Source organism: Type-A symbiont of Plautia stali, from assembly GCF_059731155.1.
Genome location: NZ_AP035891.1, coordinates 3,672,261 through 3,689,718, shown reverse-complemented (window position 1 = coordinate 3,689,718; position 17,458 = coordinate 3,672,261). Strand labels below are relative to the sequence as shown.

The 17,458-nt window shown below is 58.8% G+C and carries 11 protein-coding genes and 5 pseudogenes; 9 read left to right on the top strand and 7 right to left on the bottom strand.

Features of this window, described 5'->3' with window-relative positions; translation table 11 throughout:
* Window positions 1-12: 12 nt before the first annotated feature.
* The 4 genes and pseudogenes from bcsA to bcsR form a co-directional block, all read right to left on the bottom strand.
* A pseudogene (gene bcsA / locus AC6I8M_RS19665) lies at window positions 13-2,321 on the bottom strand (UDP-forming cellulose synthase catalytic subunit).
* Window positions 2,318-2,668, bottom strand: coding sequence for a cellulose synthase operon protein YhjQ/BcsQ (locus AC6I8M_RS19660; RefSeq protein ID WP_022548034.1), 351 nt, complete (start codon window positions 2,666-2,668; stop codon window positions 2,318-2,320). The pseudogene bcsA and the gene AC6I8M_RS19660 overlap by 4 nt, the downstream one beginning before the upstream one ends.
* Entirely contained in the window at window positions 2,656-2,994 is a 339-nt protein-coding gene (locus tag AC6I8M_RS19655) for a cellulose synthase operon protein YhjQ/BcsQ (protein WP_022548033.1), read from the bottom strand. The genes AC6I8M_RS19660 and AC6I8M_RS19655 overlap by 13 nt, the downstream gene beginning before the upstream one ends.
* The gene (bcsR, locus tag AC6I8M_RS19650; protein WP_010617914.1) at window positions 2,994-3,188 is read right to left on the bottom strand and encodes a cellulose biosynthesis protein BcsR; all 195 of its coding nucleotides are present in this window, start codon (window positions 3,186-3,188) and stop codon (window positions 2,994-2,996) included. The genes AC6I8M_RS19655 and bcsR overlap by 1 nt, the downstream gene beginning before the upstream one ends.
* A 200-nt stretch (window positions 3,189-3,388) precedes the next feature.
* On the opposite strand from bcsR, the gene AC6I8M_RS19645 reads away from it, so the two are divergent.
* From AC6I8M_RS19645 to AC6I8M_RS19615, 7 genes and pseudogenes are all read left to right on the top strand, one after another.
* Complete coding sequence (locus AC6I8M_RS19645) at window positions 3,389-3,790, top strand: BcsE family c-di-GMP-binding protein (protein ID WP_318285092.1); 402 nt, start codon at window positions 3,389-3,391, stop codon at window positions 3,788-3,790.
* 20 nt (window positions 3,791-3,810) lie between these two features.
* Complete coding sequence (gene bcsE, locus AC6I8M_RS19640) at window positions 3,811-4,938, top strand: cellulose biosynthesis protein BcsE (protein ID WP_318285091.1); 1,128 nt, start codon at window positions 3,811-3,813, stop codon at window positions 4,936-4,938.
* Window positions 4,935-5,123, top strand: a complete 189-nt coding sequence (gene bcsF, locus AC6I8M_RS19635; protein WP_010617915.1) for a cellulose biosynthesis protein BcsF — start codon at window positions 4,935-4,937, stop codon at window positions 5,121-5,123. Before bcsE ends, bcsF begins: the two co-directional genes overlap by 4 nt.
* Window positions 5,116-6,753 carry a cellulose biosynthesis protein BcsG gene (bcsG, locus tag AC6I8M_RS19630; protein WP_010617916.1) on the top strand — a complete coding sequence of 546 codons (1,638 nt, stop codon included), beginning with the start codon at window positions 5,116-5,118 and terminating at the stop codon, window positions 6,751-6,753. Before bcsF ends, bcsG begins: the two co-directional genes overlap by 8 nt.
* A gap of 203 nt (window positions 6,754-6,956) precedes the next feature.
* Window positions 6,957-8,969: a biofilm formation regulator HmsP gene (gene hmsP, locus AC6I8M_RS19625; protein ID WP_318285095.1), complete on the top strand. Its 2,013-nt coding sequence runs from the start codon at window positions 6,957-6,959 to the stop codon at window positions 8,967-8,969.
* 232 nt (window positions 8,970-9,201) lie between these two features.
* A pseudogene (locus tag AC6I8M_RS19620) lies at window positions 9,202-10,455 on the top strand (dicarboxylate/amino acid:cation symporter).
* Between the two features lie 243 nt (window positions 10,456-10,698).
* A complete protein-coding gene (locus tag AC6I8M_RS19615) occupies window positions 10,699-12,213 on the top strand; it encodes a M16 family metallopeptidase (RefSeq protein WP_022548026.1) in 1,515 nt (504 codons plus the stop codon).
* A 138-nt stretch (window positions 12,214-12,351) separates the two neighbouring features.
* Here AC6I8M_RS19615 and AC6I8M_RS19610 read toward each other — a convergent pair.
* Window positions 12,352-12,723: pseudogene (locus tag AC6I8M_RS19610) on the bottom strand (alpha/beta hydrolase); the annotation flags it as partial.
* A 365-nt stretch (window positions 12,724-13,088) separates the two neighbouring features.
* Window positions 13,089-14,021: pseudogene (gene kdgK / locus AC6I8M_RS19605) on the bottom strand (2-dehydro-3-deoxygluconokinase).
* 283 nt (window positions 14,022-14,304) lie between these two features.
* On the opposite strand from kdgK, the gene pdeH reads away from it, so the two are divergent.
* Window positions 14,305-15,036, top strand: a complete 732-nt coding sequence (gene pdeH / locus AC6I8M_RS19600) for a cyclic-guanylate-specific phosphodiesterase (protein WP_041387544.1) — start codon at window positions 14,305-14,307, stop codon at window positions 15,034-15,036.
* Window positions 15,037-15,097: 61 nt separating this feature from the next.
* Window positions 15,098-17,136 (top strand): annotated as a pseudogene (locus AC6I8M_RS19595) (AsmA family protein).
* Here AC6I8M_RS19595 and ppiC read toward each other — a convergent pair.
* A complete protein-coding gene (ppiC, locus tag AC6I8M_RS19590) occupies window positions 17,137-17,391 on the bottom strand; it encodes a peptidylprolyl isomerase PpiC (protein WP_041387159.1) in 255 nt (84 codons plus the stop codon).
* Between the last annotated feature and the right edge of the window lie 67 nt (window positions 17,392-17,458).

The window sequence follows — 17,458 nt, the reverse complement described above, 5'->3', positions numbered from 1 at the left end:
CATATCATCAGCTTAGGTAAAATCAGTGTTGAGCGTTGCCGGTCGCGGACGGACGTTATGCGGCAACAGCGTTGCCAGCCAGTGCAGTCCGGCGGTCAGGCCACGGAACAGGCGGCGCAGCGGTGCCGGACCATACTCCGCCAGCCGCAAATAGCCTTTGAAGCCGAGCAGCATAATGTCCGCCAGGCTCTGCACCGGTTTATCCTCCGGAAAACCGTCCTGCCACAGCGCCCAGGTATCGGCGCGCGCAAAGGTGCACTGAATAAATTCGATGTGCTGGCGGGTGGAGAGCTGGTGCAGGCGGATACCCGCGCGGCGGCCAAATACGCGCTGCACCTGGCACGGGAAGCTGAACTCCTGCTGTCCGCGCCGCAGCAGCAGCGACACGCTTTCGTTCTCGCGCAGTGCATCTGGCTCGCGCAGTTCGACGCCCACGCCGCCGTCAACGTAGTCGCGCAGCGTGCACGGCAGCATATGACCATCGGCGCGTGCCAGCGCCGCCGGCATGGCGATCTCCACGCAGTGCGCTTCACGAATTTGACGCGCTTCCACCGACACCGCTACCGCGCCGCCGAGAATAATCATGTTGTAAACCACCCACACCAGACTGACCCAGATGGTGAGCAGCTCATTGGCCGGGCCATGCGCCAGAAGCCCATGCCGATACCGGCAATGTTCAGCAGCACCAGCAGCATGTAGGGTTTGGTGATCACCCAGTCGAGATGGCGCTCTTCTACCAAGCCCCCTTTGGCGGTCACGTTGAATTTGCCTTTGTGCGGATTAAACAGCGCGACCGTGGTGGGGCGGGCGATGTACCAAGCGAGCACGGTTTCATACACTTTGCTCCAGAACGAGTGGCGCCAGCGCCCCTGGATGCGCGAGTTGGTCAGGCTGGTATGCACCATGTGCGGCAGCACGTAGATGGCAATGGCCAGCGCGGGCGCATAGATGATGTAGACATGGCACAGCAGAAACGCCAGCGGCGCCAGCAGAAAGATCAGCCGGGGAATACCGGCAAGAAAGTGCAGCATGGCGTTGGCGTAACACAGCCGCTACACCAGCTTCAGCCCTTTGCCAAACAGCGGATTATCGAGACGGAAGATCTGCACCATGCCGCGCGCCCAGCGGATGCGCTGGCCAATATGCGCCGACAGACTTTCGGTCGCCAGTCCGGCGGCCTGTGGAATGCGGATGTAGGCCGAGGTGTATCCGCGGCGGTGCAGTCGCAGCGTGGTGTGCGCATCTTCCGTGACGGTCTCCACCGCGATACCGCCAATCTCATCCAGCGCGCTGCGGCGCAGCACTGCGCAGGAGTCGCAGAAAAAGGCGGCATCCCAGGTGTCGTTACCATCCTGCACCAGACCGTAAAACAGCGAGCCTTCATTCTGCGTCTGGCGGAAGCGGCCGAGGTTGCGCTCAAACGGGTCCGGTGAGAAGAAGTGGTGCGGCGTCTGCAGCATGCCCAGCCGGTGATCTTTCAGGAACCAGCCCATGGTGAGCTGCAGGAACGAGCGCGTCGGCACGTGGTCGCAGTCAAAAATCGCCACGTATTCGCTGCGGCAGGTGGTTTTCAGCGCATGGTTGATGTTGCCGGCCTTGGCGTGTTCGTGGCTGGGCCGCACCACGTAATTGACGCCCACACTGGCGGCAAACTCGCGGAACTCCTCGCGCGTGCCGTCATCAAGAATATAGATGTTGAGTTTATCCTGCGGCCAGTCGATGCCCAGCGCGGCATAGATGGTGGGTTTTACCACGCTGAGCGGCTCGTTGTAGGTCGGCACCAGAATATCGACGCCTGGCCAGCTGGCGATCTCCGGCGGCATCGAGACTGGCTGGCGGTTTAGCGGCCACAGCGTCTGGAAATAGCCCAGCACCAGTACCGTCCACGCGTAGGTTTCCGCGCCAATCAGCAGCAGGCCAAACGTCAGGCTGAGCGGATCGTCCCAGTTAAGGGTTTCCGTATAGCGCCACCACAGATAACGGCAGGAGATGGTGAGCGACAGCACGATCACCATGATGGTCACCAGCCGGCCCGGCATACGGCGCAGCAGCACAAATACAAACTGCGTGGTGATATCAAACGGCTGCGAGATGCACAGCAGCGCCAGCAGGCTGGCGGCGATCGCCACTACGATGAACAGCAACTGACGCACGCGCCGCCACGCCGGCGTTTCCAGCCGCAGCAGCGACCAGGCGAGCACGCACCACAGCAGATGCAGCGCGACCGTTAACCGCCCGGCGCCGTGCTGACGCGCCAGGCGCGCGCGCTGCTGCAATGCCTGCGAGGCCTGCGGCACCAGCAGCCAGCGCAGCGGATTCATGCGCCACCTCCGGCGACATGCAGCAGCAGCCAGTTGGCCAGCGTATTGATCTCTTCGCTGGCCAGCGCTTCATCGCGATGAATCACCAGTGGAATCAGATTCTTAAGCGAGCGCAGCCACAGCTGATGCAGATCCTGCTGCAGCTGGCTGTTGGCGTTGAACTGGTTAATCAGAAACAGCGTCTGCGGCGAAAAGTGCGCGCGGTGCAGGCGCAGCTGGCAGTTGGCATCCAGCGTTAACAGCTGAAGCAGCCGATCGGCGGCCGGGATGAACGTCTGCTTCCACGGCAGCAGATCCACCGGAAGGTGGAAAATAATCCACTGATAGCGCTGTTTCAGGGCCGGCAAAGCCTTAAGCAGCGGTGTGCAATTTCCGCTGTCGCTGCGTTTAAGGATAAGGTCTGCTGATGCGTGAGCGTGCCAGACGGCAGGAAATCCAGCCCCGGCTGATAGCGCAGTGCGCTGTGCAGCCACGGCTGGCGATCCAGCTGGGCACACAGCCAGCCGTGCGGCGTGTCGAGTGGCAGATTAAAGTGGGCCGCCAGTTGATTGGCTGGCGAAAGGTCGATAAGCAGCACCGACTGCTGCAGCGCGTTTAGCGCCCAGCCCAGCGCGGCACTGAGTGCCGTCGCGCCGCACCCGCCGCGCAGCCCCTGTAAGGCGAGAACCGGCATTAGCGTTGTGACTCCGGTCCCTGCGTGCATTCCTGCAACAACGGCCAGCGCGACAGCAACTGTTGCAGACGCGCTTCACGGGCAATATCAATATAGCGAAACGCCTTCAGTGAAAAGGCGTCACTCAGGGCGTTAATATCATCCTGATCTTCGCTGCCGACAGCGATCAGTGAAAAAGCATGTTCAGTTTTCATTACTTTTTGCCACCAACGAAACGACAACGGATAAAAAGAGTGGTGATATTTTTCTTGTCGCGTATAAAACCGCAGCCAGCGATTTCTGGCCCGGCAAAGTTCAAACAGTCTGGCGTGTGCGCAGCTTTTTTTATTTCAGCAGTTCCAATCGTTGCCGTCTATATTAAACTAGCTTGGATTGTACAGATCGCGACGCTAATATGAAAAATCTTTATACGCTTGGCCTGCAGCAGGTACAACAGGAATTAATCGCCCTGCAGTCGCCGGGATTTTACTGGATAACCTGCCAGCGGCCCGAAGACGCACGAACGATGTTACGTCAGGTGGTTAGCCAGCAAAAGGCGGCCACGCTGGTGAGCGCGGATGAACCCCCGCAGGCGCTGTTAACGCCCGATCAGCCCTGCGGTCCGGCGCGTATTCCCTTATTTTCGCTGCCCGCCAATAAAGCCAGTCTGCAACATCTGGCCAGCGATATGGCGCGCGTAATGAATAAACGTAGCGGTCTGGTCATGTTTTATAGTCAGGCGGCGCTGTGGAGCAAATTATCCCCGGATGAACTGACCATGTGGATAAAAGGCTTGCGCCGGGTACGGTACTGTTAAAAAAACAAATGACGCTGCTAATGATCACCTGCGGAACTGCAATTATTCCCCTGCGAAATCATCTGCAGCGTTATTTTCGTCAGCTTGATGGTGTCGCCCATTTAGAATTTCAGCAGGATAGCTGGCAATATCGAATTAACTGGTGGTACTCCGCCGATAAATTGCTGGCCGACCGCGCTATCCGCCTGAACTGTATTGATAATCAGTTTATTGCGCAGGCTGAAGCCGCCGCGTCACAGCCGCTTAGCCTCAATGATGAAAACCAGTTTCTGGTACAGCAGGATGTGCTGGAAAGGGCGCCGCCGCTTTCCGCGCAGTGGCAACTGTTCAGCGATAACGAGAGCGTGTATGCGCGCGCGCAGCAGGCCAACGCCGCCACGGTCATCTTTAGCCTGGCCCATAATCAGGATGTGCCGACTCTGGCGAGCATGGTCCATGGTTTGCGGCGATCGCGCGGCAATGCGCTGAAAATCGTGGTGCGGGAACTCGGCACCAGCCTGCGCTACAGCGATGAACGTTTGCTGCTGGCGTGCGGCGTTAACAGCATTGTCCCTACGGCGGCGCCGCTGTCGCGCTTGCTGACCGCCCTGGAAGGGGCGCAGGGCCAGCAGTTTACCCGCCACGTGCCAGCCGATCTGCCGGCGCTGGTGCAGGCGCTACAGCCGCTGCAGCAGAAGGGCTTTCTTCCGCTGGAGCGTTTCTGTGCGGCGGTACAGCAGTTAATGAACAATACGCTGCTGCCGGAAAACGACAAAGGGCTGATGGTGGCGCTGCGCCCGGTGCCGCAGCTGTCGCCCCAGCAGGTACTGACGCTGTGTAAACCGCGTCGTTTTGGCGATTTGGTGACGCTGGTCGACGATCGGCTCTATTTATTCCTCTCTTCCTGCCGCTTTAACAACCTAGATATTGCCCTGAAATCGATATTTTCCCTGCCGCACGACGAGCTGTTTAGCAACTGCATGGTGTGGTTTGCCGACAATCAGATTTTGTCGGAGGTGAATAAAGTGCGGCAGCTGACGCCGGTGGCGCAGTTCGAACCGCTCACGGTACCGACCGCTGCGCAACCTGCCGCGCCGGCAGCGGCCGCGCCGCGCGGCCCTCAGACGCCGCAGCCGATTATCATCGACCTCGGGGAGCCGCACGCATGACGCTGATGGATGGCGTGCAGGTCGCGATCCTGCTGTTACTTATTTTGCTGTTCCTGAAATCGCTGTGGCGACGCTGGCTGCCACAGCGCAGTACCAGCCTGCTGATGCGCCTATTACCTGCCCGCGCCCTCAAATCGGAAGGGCAGTGGCAACGCCAATCGACCAAAACAGATAAACATGGATAACACACCTTCGACGCTGCACGCGGCGCGCTGGCGCGGCCTCGTCGGCTGGAACTTTTACTTTCTGATCAAATTGGGTCTGTTGTGGTACGGCTATCTCAACTTCCATGCGCTGAGTAATCTGGTGTTTCTGGCATGGCTGCTGTTTCCGCTGCCGTCAGCGCGGCTGCATCGTCTGCGCCAGTGGGTTTCGCTGCCGATTGGCTTCGCGCTGTTCTGGCACGATACCTGGCTGCCGGGTCTGAACTCGCTGCTCAGCCAGGGCAGCCAGGTGGCGGGATTCTCGCCGGCTTATCTGCTGGATTTGCTGCAGCGCTTTATTAACTGGGAGATGATCGGCGCGGCCTTTGTGCTGCTGGTGATTTACCTGTTCGTGGCGCAGTGGATTCGCGTCACCGTGCTGGTGTCACTGGCGCTGATCTGGCTGAACGTGCTGACGCTCGCCGGCCCGGCGGTCAGCCTGCTGCCCAGCAAAGCCGCCGCACCGCCGGTGGCGCTGAATGACAAACCGGCCGCCAGCCCGGCCGCGGCGGGACTCGATCAAAGCGCGCCGCCCACCAGCGCCAACCTCACCGCGTGGCTGAATCGCTTTTACGACAGCGAACGCCAGCGCGTCACGCACTTCCCGGATGCGCTGCCCGCCGATTCCCAGCCATTCGATATTCTGGTGATCAACATCTGTTCGCTGGCGTGGTCGGACATTGATGTGGCGCAGCTGCGTGACCATCCGCTGTGGAAGCACTTTGATATCGTGCTGAACAACTATAATTCCGCCACCGGCTACAGCGGTCCGGCCGGTATTCGCCTGCTGCGCGCCAGCTGCGGCCAGACCTCACACAGTAACCTGTATAAAGCCACCGACCAGCGCTGCTATCTGTTTGATAATCTTGCGAAGCTTGGCTTTAAGCAGCAGCTGATGATGGACCATACCGGCGTGTTCGGTAACTACCTGAAAGAGCTGCGCGAGGACGGCAACATGCAGGCGCCGCTGATGTCGCAGGCCGGGATTGCGCCAGAGCTGACGTCTTTTGATGGTTCGCCGGTGTACAACGACGGGCAGCTGATGCAGCGCTGGCTTGATGACCGCAGCAAAAGCAGCGATGCGCGCAGCGCCACCTTCTACAACCTGATTCCGCTGCACGACGGTACGCGCGAGCTGGGCAGCACCCGCACCGCCGAGTGGCAGCCGCGCGCACGGGTGCTGTTCGACCAGCTCGATACCTTCCTGAACAATCTGGAGAAGTCGGGACGCCGGGTGATGGTGCTGGTGGTGCCGGAGCACGGTGCGGCACTGCAGGAGGATAAAATGCAGATGTCCGGGCTGCGCGACATTCCGAGCCCGAGCATCACCCACGTGCCGGTTGGCATTAAATTTATTGGCATGAAAGCGCCGCACCAGGGCCAGCCGCTGACCATCGATACGCCTGTCAGCCTGCTGGCGATTTCCGAGCTGGTGTCGCGGGTGGTGGACGGTCAGGTGTTTAACGCACCGAACGTCAACATGTCGGTGCTGGCGGATAACCTGCCGCAGACGCCGGTGGTGTCGGAAAATGATAACGCTGTCGTGATGATGTATCAGGGCAAACCGTGGATTCGCCTTAACGGCGGAGACTGGGTGGCCTATCCGCAGTAAAACCTGAGCGGCAAACGGTGCGGCCTGGCGCGCACCGTTTTGTCTCTGCGCCGGTAATGGCTGACAAAATGCTGAAACAGCGCGCAAAGCGGGACAGTTCCGTGATTTTCGCCTTTATCCCGGCGCAAAAAAATGCTGACCTGGGATATACTTCTGCGCATTCCGGCAACTGTCACGGCCCCCGGCGGCCAAGAGAGGTTTTGTTGCGCGTTAGTCGTTCGTTAACGATAAAGCAGATGGCCACCGTGTCCGCCGTGGCGCTGGTCACCATCTGTATTTTTATCGTCATCCAGTTATTCCATTTTGTGCAGCAGCGCAGGGTGGATTACGCCCAGCAGATGGAGAACGTCGCGCATACCGTGCGTCAGCCGCTGTCCGAAGCGGTGCTCAAAGCCGATATCCCGCAGGCCGAACGCATTCTGAATACCCTTAAGCCGGCGGGCATTCTGTCGCGCGCCGATGTGGTGCTGCCAAACGCCTTCCAGGCGCTGCACGCCGACTTCGCGCCGGAAAAACCGGTGCCGCGCTTTGTCGCCCGGCTGTTCGAACTGCCGGTGCAGATTACGCTGCCGCTCTATTCGGTAGAGCGCAGCGGGCTGCCGAAGCCGATTGCCTATCTGGTGCTACAGGCTGATTCGTCGCGCGTTTATCAGTTCCTGCTCAGCACGCTGTCCACCATGATCACCACCTATCTGCTGCTGGCGCTGATTCTGTCCGTGGCGATCAGCTGGTGTATCAACCGGCTGATTGTGCATCCGCTGCGTAATATTTCGCGTGAGCTGCAGGAGCTGCCGCCGCCCGCCATTCTCACCCATAAGCTGGCGCTGCCGCACAATCATCGCGACGATGAGATCGGCATGCTGATTCGCAGCTACAACCGCAACCAGCAGGTGCTGGAGTCGATTCACGATGAGATGAGCCGGCTGACCACCCATTTCGCGGTGACCGATTTGCCCAACCGCGCGCTGTTTCTGGCGCTGCTTGATCAGCACATCCGCCATCGCCACAGCCAGCAGCCGTGGGGGCTGATGGTGATCCGTATCGAAACCCTGCAGGAAGCCAATGGCGTCCTGAGCGATGAGCAGCGCGATACGCTGATGCTGACGCTGGTGGAAAAAATCCGCAGTACCATTGATGACCATACGCTGTTGGCACAGACCGGACCGAGCGACTTTGCGCTACTGATGAAGCGTGCGCACAATCCGTTTCGCGCCATGCGGCTGGCGCGCAACCTGATGTTAAGCATTAACCAGCCGGTGAACCTGTATCAGCTGCAGCTGCGCCCCAACGCCAGCATTGGCCTAGCGCTGTATGATGACAACACCGTGTCCGCAGGCGAACAGCTGGTGCGCGCCACTTCGGCGATGATGTCGGCGCGCCATCAGGGTAAAAACCAGATTCTGTTCTTTGACCCGGCGCTGACCGAGCGGGCGCAGAAGCGCTTAACTCAGGAGCACGACATCCTGCAGGGTCTGCAGGATGGCCAGTTTGCGCTCTATCTGCAGCCGCAAATCAATATGGCCACCGGCGAGCTGGCCGGCGCAGAAGCGCTGCTGCGCATGCGAATGCCGGACGGCAGCTATGGTTTATCCGAAGAGTTCATCGCCAGCGCCGAAGAGATTGGCGTAATCTCCGCGCTCGGCCGCTGGGTGTTTGAAGAGGCGTGCCGCACTATCGCTGGCTGGCAGCGCCACGGCATCAATCTGCCGCTCAGCGTGAATATTTCGGCAGTACAGCTACGCGATGCCAGCGTGGTGAGCCACCTGCAGGGGCTGCTGGAGCGCCACCGCATTGCGCCGGGTAACTTCGTGCTGGAGATCACCGAAACCGCGCAGATTGGCGATGCTGAACAGGCGATGGCACTGCTGCGCTCGCTGCAGCAAATCGGGGTAGCGGTCGCGCTGGATGATTTCGGCATGGGCTACTCCAACCTCAACTACCTGCATCAGTTCAAAGCGCTGCCGGTTAATAAGCTGAAAATGGATCGCAGCTTTGTCGCCGCGCTGCCGGATGATGACACCATGGTGCGCATCGTGGCGGCGATTGCCGATATCATCCACCTCGACGTGATTGCCGAAGGTGTCGAAACCGCCGAGCAGCGTGACTGGCTGCTGGCGCGCGGAATTACTATAGGGCAGGGCTACTTATATGCTGAAGCCCTGCCGTTATCAGTATTTAACCAGCGCTGGCTGGCCAGCTCGTCACCGTCTGAATAATCACCTTATTTATTGATTTTCCTTGCAGAATTGCACCGTTATGGGGTGATGAAGCGTTTCAGTTCATAGTTAGAGTTTTGTAAATTTTGTAATGAATGTAAGGGTATACTAATCCTGTTAACAGAGTGTTATTTTCCTCGCCATCGGTAAGGTCATACGCTTCCAGGCGGCTTGCAGCATGCGTTTCTCCATAACAATGGCGGTGAATGCCGTCTATACTTGGACACCTGTTATGAAACTGTTCAAAAGCCTCTACTTTCAGGTACTGGTTGCCATCGGCATCCTGTTAGGCTACTACTACCCTGAGTTAGGCGCGCAAATGAAGCCGCTTGGCGATGGCTTCGTTAAGCTGATCAAGATGATCATCGCCCCCGTGATTTTCTGTACGGTGGTGACCGGTATTGCCGGCATGGAGAGCATGAAAGCTGTTGGACGGACCGGCGCAGTGGCGCTGCTCTATTTCGAAATTGTCAGCACCATCGCGCTGATTATCGGTCTGGTGGTGATCAACGTGATCCAGCCGGTCGCGGGGATGAAAGTCGATCCGGCGACGCTGGATGCCAAAGCGGTTGCGGTCTACGCGCAGCAGGCTGAGCAGCAGGGCGTGATTGCCTTCCTGCTGGACGTGATCCCGAACAGCGTGGTCGGTGCCTTCGCCAGCGGTAACATCCTGCTGGTGCTGCTGTTCGCTATCCTGTTTGGCTTTGCCCTGCATCGCCTCGGTAATGCCGGCACCGTGATGTTCAACGTCATCGAGAGCTTCTCGAAGGTTATTTTCGGCGTGATCAACATGATCATGCGTCTGGCGCCGATTGGTGCGTTTGGCGCCATGGCGTTCACCATCGGTAAATATGGTGTCGGATCCCTGGTGCAGCTCGGTCAGCTGATTATCTGCTTCTACATCACCTGCGTACTGTTTGTGGTGATTGTGCTGGGCATTATTGCCCGCTGGGCCGGCTTCAACATCTTGCCTACATCAAAGAAGAGCTGCTGATTGTACTAGGAACGTCTTCGTCCGAGTCGGCGCTGCCGCGCATGCTGGATAAGATGGAGAAGCTGGGCTGTAAGAAATCGGTGGTCGGGCTGGTGATTCCAACCGGGTACTCGTTCAACCTCGATGGCACGTCGATTTACCTGACCATGGCGGCGGTGTTTATCGCTCAGGCGACCAAAGCACACATGGATGTCTTCCACCAGATCACGCTGTTAGTGGTGCTGCTGCTCTCCTCCAAAGGCGCGGCAGGGGTGACCGGCAGTGGCTTTAATCGTGCTGGCGGCCACGCTGTCGGCGGTGGGACATCTTCCGGTGGCCGGTCTGGCGCTAATTCTCGGGATTGACCGCTTCATGTCGGAAGCCCGTGCGCTCACCAACCTGGTGGGTAACGGTGTGGCGACCGTGGTGGTGGCGAAGTGGGTCGGCCAGCTGGATGAAGCGCAGCTTTCTTCAGCGAAAAAGGTCAATAACGCTTCACAGACCAGCGCGTAATCCTCTATTTGCGTTAATTTGTCGTGAAATGCCCGCTGTCGCTTGCCCTGACAGCGGGCATTTGCATAATAACCCCATTGATTTTTTTCCCGATTTTTTTCCTCGTCGCGCGACATCCTGGCCTTCCTGTGGACAAAGAGTCTGTCGTTGAATAAACGTGGCGGCAGCCTGCCGCCGTGGTTCGCTGAAAAGCGGCCGCCTATGGCGCGCACGAGCGTTTATCTGTTTGAGTAGGGGTTCAACATGCAGGGCACCAGAATTCGGCTTTTGGTTGGCGGATGGCTGCTTGCGGCATCTGGCTTCGGCGTCCACGCCGAAGCACTTCAGCCTGATCCCGCCTGGCAGGAAGGCAAACTGGACAATGGTTTCAGCTGGCAGCTGCTGACCACACCACAACGTCCAAGCGATCGCATCGAGCTGCGCCTGATTGTTAATACTGGTTCGCTGGTGGAAAGCGCCCAGCAAACCGGGTTCAGCCATCTTTTACCGCGTCTGGCGATGGTGCATAACACCGCGCTGGATACCAATCAGCAGCGCGCACTGTGGCAACAGGCGATGGATCCGCAGCGACCGCTGCCGCCGGCCATCTCATCTTATGATTTCACCCAATACAACCTTAGCCTGCCGAACAACCGGCCGGAGCTGCTGAAAGAGGCGCTCAGCTGGCTGGCGGCCACCGCAGGTAAAATGACCATCAATGAGCAGGTGGTGTCGACCGCGCTGACCGCCACCGATCCCATCGCGACCTGGCCGCCCAATACGCAGGATGTGTGGTGGCGCTATCGCCTGAAAGGGTCGACCATGCTGGCGCATGACCCGAGCGAACAGCCGCGCGCGCCGGTGGATATCGCGCAGCTTAATGCGTTTTACCAGCAGTGGTACACGCCGGACGGCATGACGCTGTACGTGGTGGGCAACGTGGATAGCCGCAGCATGGCGGAGCAGATCAACAAAGCGTTCTCGCCACTGCAAGGCAAACGGGTGGCGCCCGCGGCGCTGCCCACGCTGTCGCCGCTGCCGCATCAGCCGATCAACCTGGTTAACGGCGGCATGATGCAGGATCGCCTGTCGCTGGTATGGGATACGCCGTGGCAACCGATCCGCGACTCGCAGAATCTGCAGCGCTACTGGCAGAGCGATCTGGCACGCGAAGCGCTGTTCTGGCACGTCCAGCGCGCGCTGGCCGACAGCAAAGCGCAAAACGTGCAGGTTGGCTTCGACTGTCGCGTGCTGTATCAGCGTGCACAGTGCGCCATCAACATGGATTCGCCTAACGCGTCGCTGGCGCAGAACCTGAACCAGGTGGCGCGTGAGCTGGCCACCGTGCGTGACAAAGGTCTGCCTCAGGAGGAGTTTGATGCGCTGATGGCGCAAAAGCTGCTGGAGCTGAACAAACTGTTTGCCACCTATGCGCGCACCGACACCGATATTCTGATGGGGCAACGTCTGCGCTCGCAGCAGAATTCTGTGGTGGATATCGCGCCGGAGCAGTACCAGAAACTGCGTCAGACGTTTCTCCGCGAGTTAACGCGCGACCAGCTCAACCAGGAGCTGCGCCAGCAGTTAACGCAGGAGCTGACCATGGTGCTGATTCAGCCGCAGGGTGAGCCCGAAACCAACGTCAGGATGCTGCAGGACAGCTGGGACAAGGTCATGAAGGTTCCGGATGCGCCTGCTGCCGCTGCTACCCCGGATGAAGCTAAACCTGAAAATAATGGCAGCGCGACCGCGACCGATCCGGCTCACCCCTCGTCATGACACGGGGCGCATGAATCCCCGCAATAAGGTGAGCTGCAGTAAGGCGGCACGTGTGTTCATCCTCAGGAGCTTACGTCAGCGACTGGGATGAACGCGCGCCGCTAGCGCAGCTGCGGTTCAACGTATCAAGGGAATCAGGTCTTTGCGCGCAGCCATTCGGTCACCAGCATCGGCCAGCGGCGCATCCGGCCCTTCATGATGGCCGTCGTACGGCAGGCGATAGGTCATTACCGCCAGCGTGTAGCCCATCGAGGTGAAAAAGGTGGCGAGGGCGCTGCCTTCGCGGTCGATCAGTACGCGCTGATAACCGCCGCCCGGTGCCACCAGCAGGGTGATACCGTTTGAGGTTTCCGGATGCCAGATCGCCATCTCCGGGCAGCGCACGCCGGTGGCGGCGCGGTCGTAAGGTTCGAACTCTTTGGCCAAATCGACGATCTGCGGCTGAGCGCGCGAGTCACTCGCGCCTGGCGCGTCGCCGTGCGGCCAGATATTGATAATTTCTGTGTGCATAAATCTGTCCTGAGCGAGTAATGTTGTCGTTATTGTGTTCGCGGTCGACCTGACAGCTTCCTGCTGTGGTTGATTAAAACATGGTCTTTTTTCGCGCGATCGTCCAGCCGAAAACCGCCGGCGTCGCCAGTTTCGGACTATGCCTAGCGGTTGGGTTTATCGTCGTAATGCATTGAATTTAAATCAGTCTGATTCGCGGCATTAAAGTGGTGAGCGTCACGCAGAGAGGAGGCTGGATGGCGTGCGTCATTAAGCCAAATTTTCGCGGTGATATTTTTCAGCGTAATAATCAATTTGCCGTCAGGGCAGAGGGGAAATTGTCGCGACGCGTAGCAGGCAGCACGGCGCGACAATCGCGTGCGGTGTTAAGCGGTTTTTGGCATCGCGCAGTGCGAAATAATCGCGCCGCGATGCTGAATGACCGTGCTGGCTGTGAGATGGCCGCGCGCTGCGGCCTGCTCCACGCTGCCACCCGCGAGGCGCACTGCCAGATAACCGGCGCTGAAGGAGTCACCTGCGGCGGTGGTATCGACAATCTGCGCCGGAGCCAGTTTGATGGCCGCAACGTCACGCAGCGGCTCGTCGCCGCGCGCCACCAGGCAGGAATCGGCACCACGTTTGATCACAATCTCCTGCACGCCGGCGGCGCGCGTGCGCGCAATCACGTCCGCCAGCGGCTGTTCGCCCCACAGCAGGTGTTCATCATCCAGCGTCAGGAAGGCAATATCGGTGTGGCGTAGCATCGCCGCATAAGCCTGCTGCGCACTGGCGCTATCCGCCCACAGACGCGGCCTGTAGTTGTTGTCAAAAATCACGGTGCCACCGTTTTGCCGGCAGGCACTGAGCAGCGCTATGAGCTTTTCGCGGCTGGCGTCAGGCAGGATCGCCAGACTGATGCCGCTCAGGTAGAGATAGTCATAATGCGCCAGCTGCTGACAGATGGCCCCGGCCTGCGGGCTATCCAGCCAGAAGCGCGCGGCAGCATCGCTGCGCCAGTACCAAAAGGTGCGCTCGCCGTGGGCATCGGTTTCGATGAAGTAAAGCCCGGGCATTTTGTCCGGCAGGCGCTGCACCAGCTGCGTGTGCTCCTGCTGCCAGGCCGCGATCATCTGGTCACTGAAGCTGTCGGTGCCAAGCGCGGTGACATACTCCACGCGCAGCTGGCTGGGATCGCTTTAACGTGCCAGATAGACCGCGGTGTTCAGCGTATCGCCGCCAAAGCCGCGTTTGATGTTCTCACCTTTTTCGGACAGCTCAATCATGCATTCGCCAATAATGGCGATGGTTTTCTGCGTCATGGTGTTTGGCCTGTAGTGAATGCTGCGCTCTAGTCTCGCGTCTGGTATGGTAGTCGTCGATGTTTTTTAAAACGCTGTTTTAATTTGCCTTAAGGCGTAAAACCGCGCTTCTGCACCGATTTAGCGGCCAAACCGGGGGTTGTTTTGCCGATTAAGCCGCAGACACGCTGCTAGACTCAACAGCTCGTGTGGCTGCTCAGACCAATAAAGTTATCCAGGGGAGAGCCGATACTTGCCACTGAGATGCTATTTGCAGGCACTCAATACCAACCAGGAAAACACCATGGTGATGAAGAATTTGAGTCATCGGCTGCCTTTTTCTCCCGAACTTGAGCAACAACAGGAAACCCGTCTCTACTGGCAGCAGTGCCAACGGTGCGACACTTTCCAGCCGATTTACCAGGTTTCTGGCCGCTTACTGGCTATTGAACTGCTTACCGCAGTGGTGCATCCCGCCGCACCTGAGCAAAACGTGTCACCTGAAGACTATTTCGAGGCGCTGACCATTGCCCAGCGTCTCGACATCGTCCAGGAGCAGCTTGAACTGTTATTACAGTGGGCTTCCTTCTTCAGCCAGCGCCAGCTGGTGGCCTCCGTCAATATTGATGGCCCCACGTTACTGGCCATTCAGCAGCATGCGCCCGTGCGCGCGCTGATCGTCCTGTTGCCGTGGGTGCGCTTCGAACTGACTGAGCATCACGCGCTGCCGCAGGAAGAGATGGTGGCGCAGATGCCGGAGCTGGGCCCGCTGTGGCTGGATGACTTTGGGTCCGGCATGGCGAACTTCTCCGCGCTGACCGAACTGCGCTACGACTACATCAAACTGTCGCGCGAGCTGTTTATGCTGCTGGCGCTGATCAACCGTTACTGTAACGGCGTGATCGTCGAAGGGGTGGAAAACGAGGAGGAGTGGCAGCAGGTACGCAACTCGCCCGCCATGGCCGCACAGGGCTATTATTTTTCACGTCCGCTGCCGTTTAACCAGCTGGAAAACTTGGTACTTGAGCTTCCGTGATTCCGTTCTGCCGCGTCTCGACTATCTTTAAGGAGACGTGGAAGGGCAAGGAGGAGGCAAAATGTCGCGTACAGGAAAAATAATTAGCTGGGTGGTCGGGATTTTATTGTTGCTGGTTGTGGTGGTCGTGGTGATTATCGCCACCTTTGACTGGAACCGCCGGAAGCCAACCATCAACCAGAACGTCTCGGCAGAACTTAACCGACCGTTCGCTATTCGCGGCGATCTTGGCGTTGCCTGGGTGCGCAATCGCGAAGAGCCAGGCTGGCGCAGCTGGGTGCTGTGGCCGCAGGTGCATGCTGACGATGTTATGCTCGATAATCCGCCCAGCGTGCCTGAAGTGACGATGGTGCATTTGCAGCGGGTGGAGGCCACGCTGGCGCCGCTGGCGCTGCTGCACAAAGAGATTTACCTGCCGTGGATTAAGATGCAGCAGCCGGATGCGCGACTGGTGCAGACCGCCGATAAGAAAAATAACTGGACCTTCAACCTCGCCAGCAGTGAAAACAGCGACCCCAACGCGCCGCCTTCGGCATGGTCATTCCGTCTTGATAATATCCTGTTCGATCAGGGACAGCTGCGCTATCGCGACGCCATCAACAAAGCCGATGTCACGGTGAAGATCAATCCGCTGGGTAAACCGGTGCCGTACGCGCAGGTCGCGGGCGGTAACGACCAGCAAAAAGGGGCCGGCGATTTTGTGTTTGGCTGGCAGGCGAGCGGGACCTACAACAACCAGAAACTCGATGGCGACGGTAAGATTGGCGGTATGTTGTCGCTGCGCAGCAGAACCACGCAGTTCCCGTTGCAGCTCGACGTACGCAACGGCACCACACGTGTGCGCGTGGATGGCACCCTGCAGGATCCGCTCAATCTCGGCGGGCTGGATGTACGCCTGCGTTTCTCCGGCGACACGCTGGCGAATCTGTACGGCTTAACCGGTGTGACCGGTGTGCTGCTGCCGGACACGCCACAGTATGAAACTGACGGCCATCTGATTGCGCGCTTCAACGAAGAGAAAGGGCCGCTGTTCCGCTACGAAAAATTCAACGGTCATATTGGCGACAGCGATATTCACGGCTCGCTCAGCTACCGTCAGGGCAAACCGCGTCCGACGCGAAGCGGCGAGCTGACGTCGAACCAGCTGCGTATGGCGGACCTCGGGCCGCTGATTGGGGTTAACTCCGGCAAGAGCAGTGAAAAAACGGCGCAGGCCAAAGCGCAGCGCGGTGAGGCCAGCACACAGCCGGCGGATCGCGTGTTGCCACATGACAAGTTCGATACCAAAAACTGGGATGTGATGGACGCTGACGTGAAGTTCAGCGGCAAGCGTATCGAGCACAGCAGCAAGCTGCCGCTCAGCGATCTCTATACCCATCTGCAGCTGAAAAATGGCGACCTGCTGCTGGATCCGCTGCGCTTCGGCATGGCCGGCGGCAGCGTTAATTCGACCATCCATCTGGAGGGCGATCGCTCACCGATGCGCGGCCGCGCTGACCTGCATGCGCGCAAGCTGCAACTGCGTCAGCTGTTCCCGGATGTCACAGCCATGCAGCGTAGTCTCGGCCAGCTCAACGGGGATGCCAGCATGACCGGCACCGGCAATTCGGTGGCCGACCTGCTGGGCACCAGCAATGGCGAACTGAAACTGTTGATGAACGATGGCCTGATCAGCCGCAGCCTGATGGAGATTGCTGGGCTGAACGTCGGTAACTATGTGGTGGGTAAACTGTTTGGCGACGATGAGGTGCGCATCAACTGTGCCGCGACCGACCTGAATATCCGTCAGGGACTGGCGACGCCGCGGCTGTTTGTCTTCGATACCGAGAACGCGGTGATTAACGTTACCGGCAACGCTAACTTTGCAAATGAGCGACTGGATCTGTCGATCAATCCGGAGAGCAAGGCATTCGTATCATTACGCTGCGTTCGCCGCTGTATGTGCGCGGCACCTTCAAAAACCCGGATGCCGGAGTTAAAGCCGGTTCGCTGCTGGCGCGCGGGGCCGCAGCCGTCGCACTGCTGGCGCTGATTTCACCGAGCGACACCGATGACAATCAGTGCAGCAACGTGCTCCAGCAGATGAAAAGCAAAAAGTGATCAGTTACGCCACAGCACTTTGATGATGTGGTAGCCAAAAGCTGTTTTCACCGGTCCGTAAGGTTGCAACAGCGGGCAGGTGAACACCGCTTTATCAAACGTCGGCACCATCTGCCCTTTGCGAAACTCCCCCAGATCGCCCCCATTACGCCCGGACGGGCAGGTCGAGTGCTTTTTTGCCAGTTGCTGAAAGTTCGCGCCTTTTTCCAGCTGCGCCAGCAGCGCTTTCGCCTGCGCTTCCTGTTTCACCAGGATATGTAAGCCGCCGCGGTTTTCGCCATGATGCTGTTCCCGTTATGTATAATGTGCGACGCATTATAGC

What these genes read in the sequence shown, in the direction of transcription:
- bcsR (WP_010617914.1), bottom strand. Translation starts at nt 3,188, where the DNA reads ATGAAAACTGAACATGCTTTTTCACTGATCGCTGTCGGCAGCGAAGAT.
- bcsE (WP_318285091.1), top strand. Translation starts at nt 3,811, where the DNA reads ATGATCACCTGCGGAACTGCAATTATTCCCCTGCGAAATCATCTGCAG.
- pdeH (WP_041387544.1), top strand. Translation starts at nt 14,305, where the DNA reads ATGGTGATGAAGAATTTGAGTCATCGGCTGCCTTTTTCTCCCGAACTT.
- AC6I8M_RS19615 (WP_022548026.1), top strand. Translation starts at nt 10,699, where the DNA reads ATGCAGGGCACCAGAATTCGGCTTTTGGTTGGCGGATGGCTGCTTGCG.
- AC6I8M_RS19645 (WP_318285092.1), top strand. Translation starts at nt 3,389, where the DNA reads ATGAAAAATCTTTATACGCTTGGCCTGCAGCAGGTACAACAGGAATTA.
- AC6I8M_RS19655 (WP_022548033.1), bottom strand. Translation starts at nt 2,994, where the DNA reads ATGCCGGTTCTCGCCTTACAGGGGCTGCGCGGCGGGTGCGGCGCGACG.
- bcsF (WP_010617915.1), top strand. Translation starts at nt 4,935, where the DNA reads ATGACGCTGATGGATGGCGTGCAGGTCGCGATCCTGCTGTTACTTATT.
- bcsG (WP_010617916.1), top strand. Translation starts at nt 5,116, where the DNA reads ATGGATAACACACCTTCGACGCTGCACGCGGCGCGCTGGCGCGGCCTC.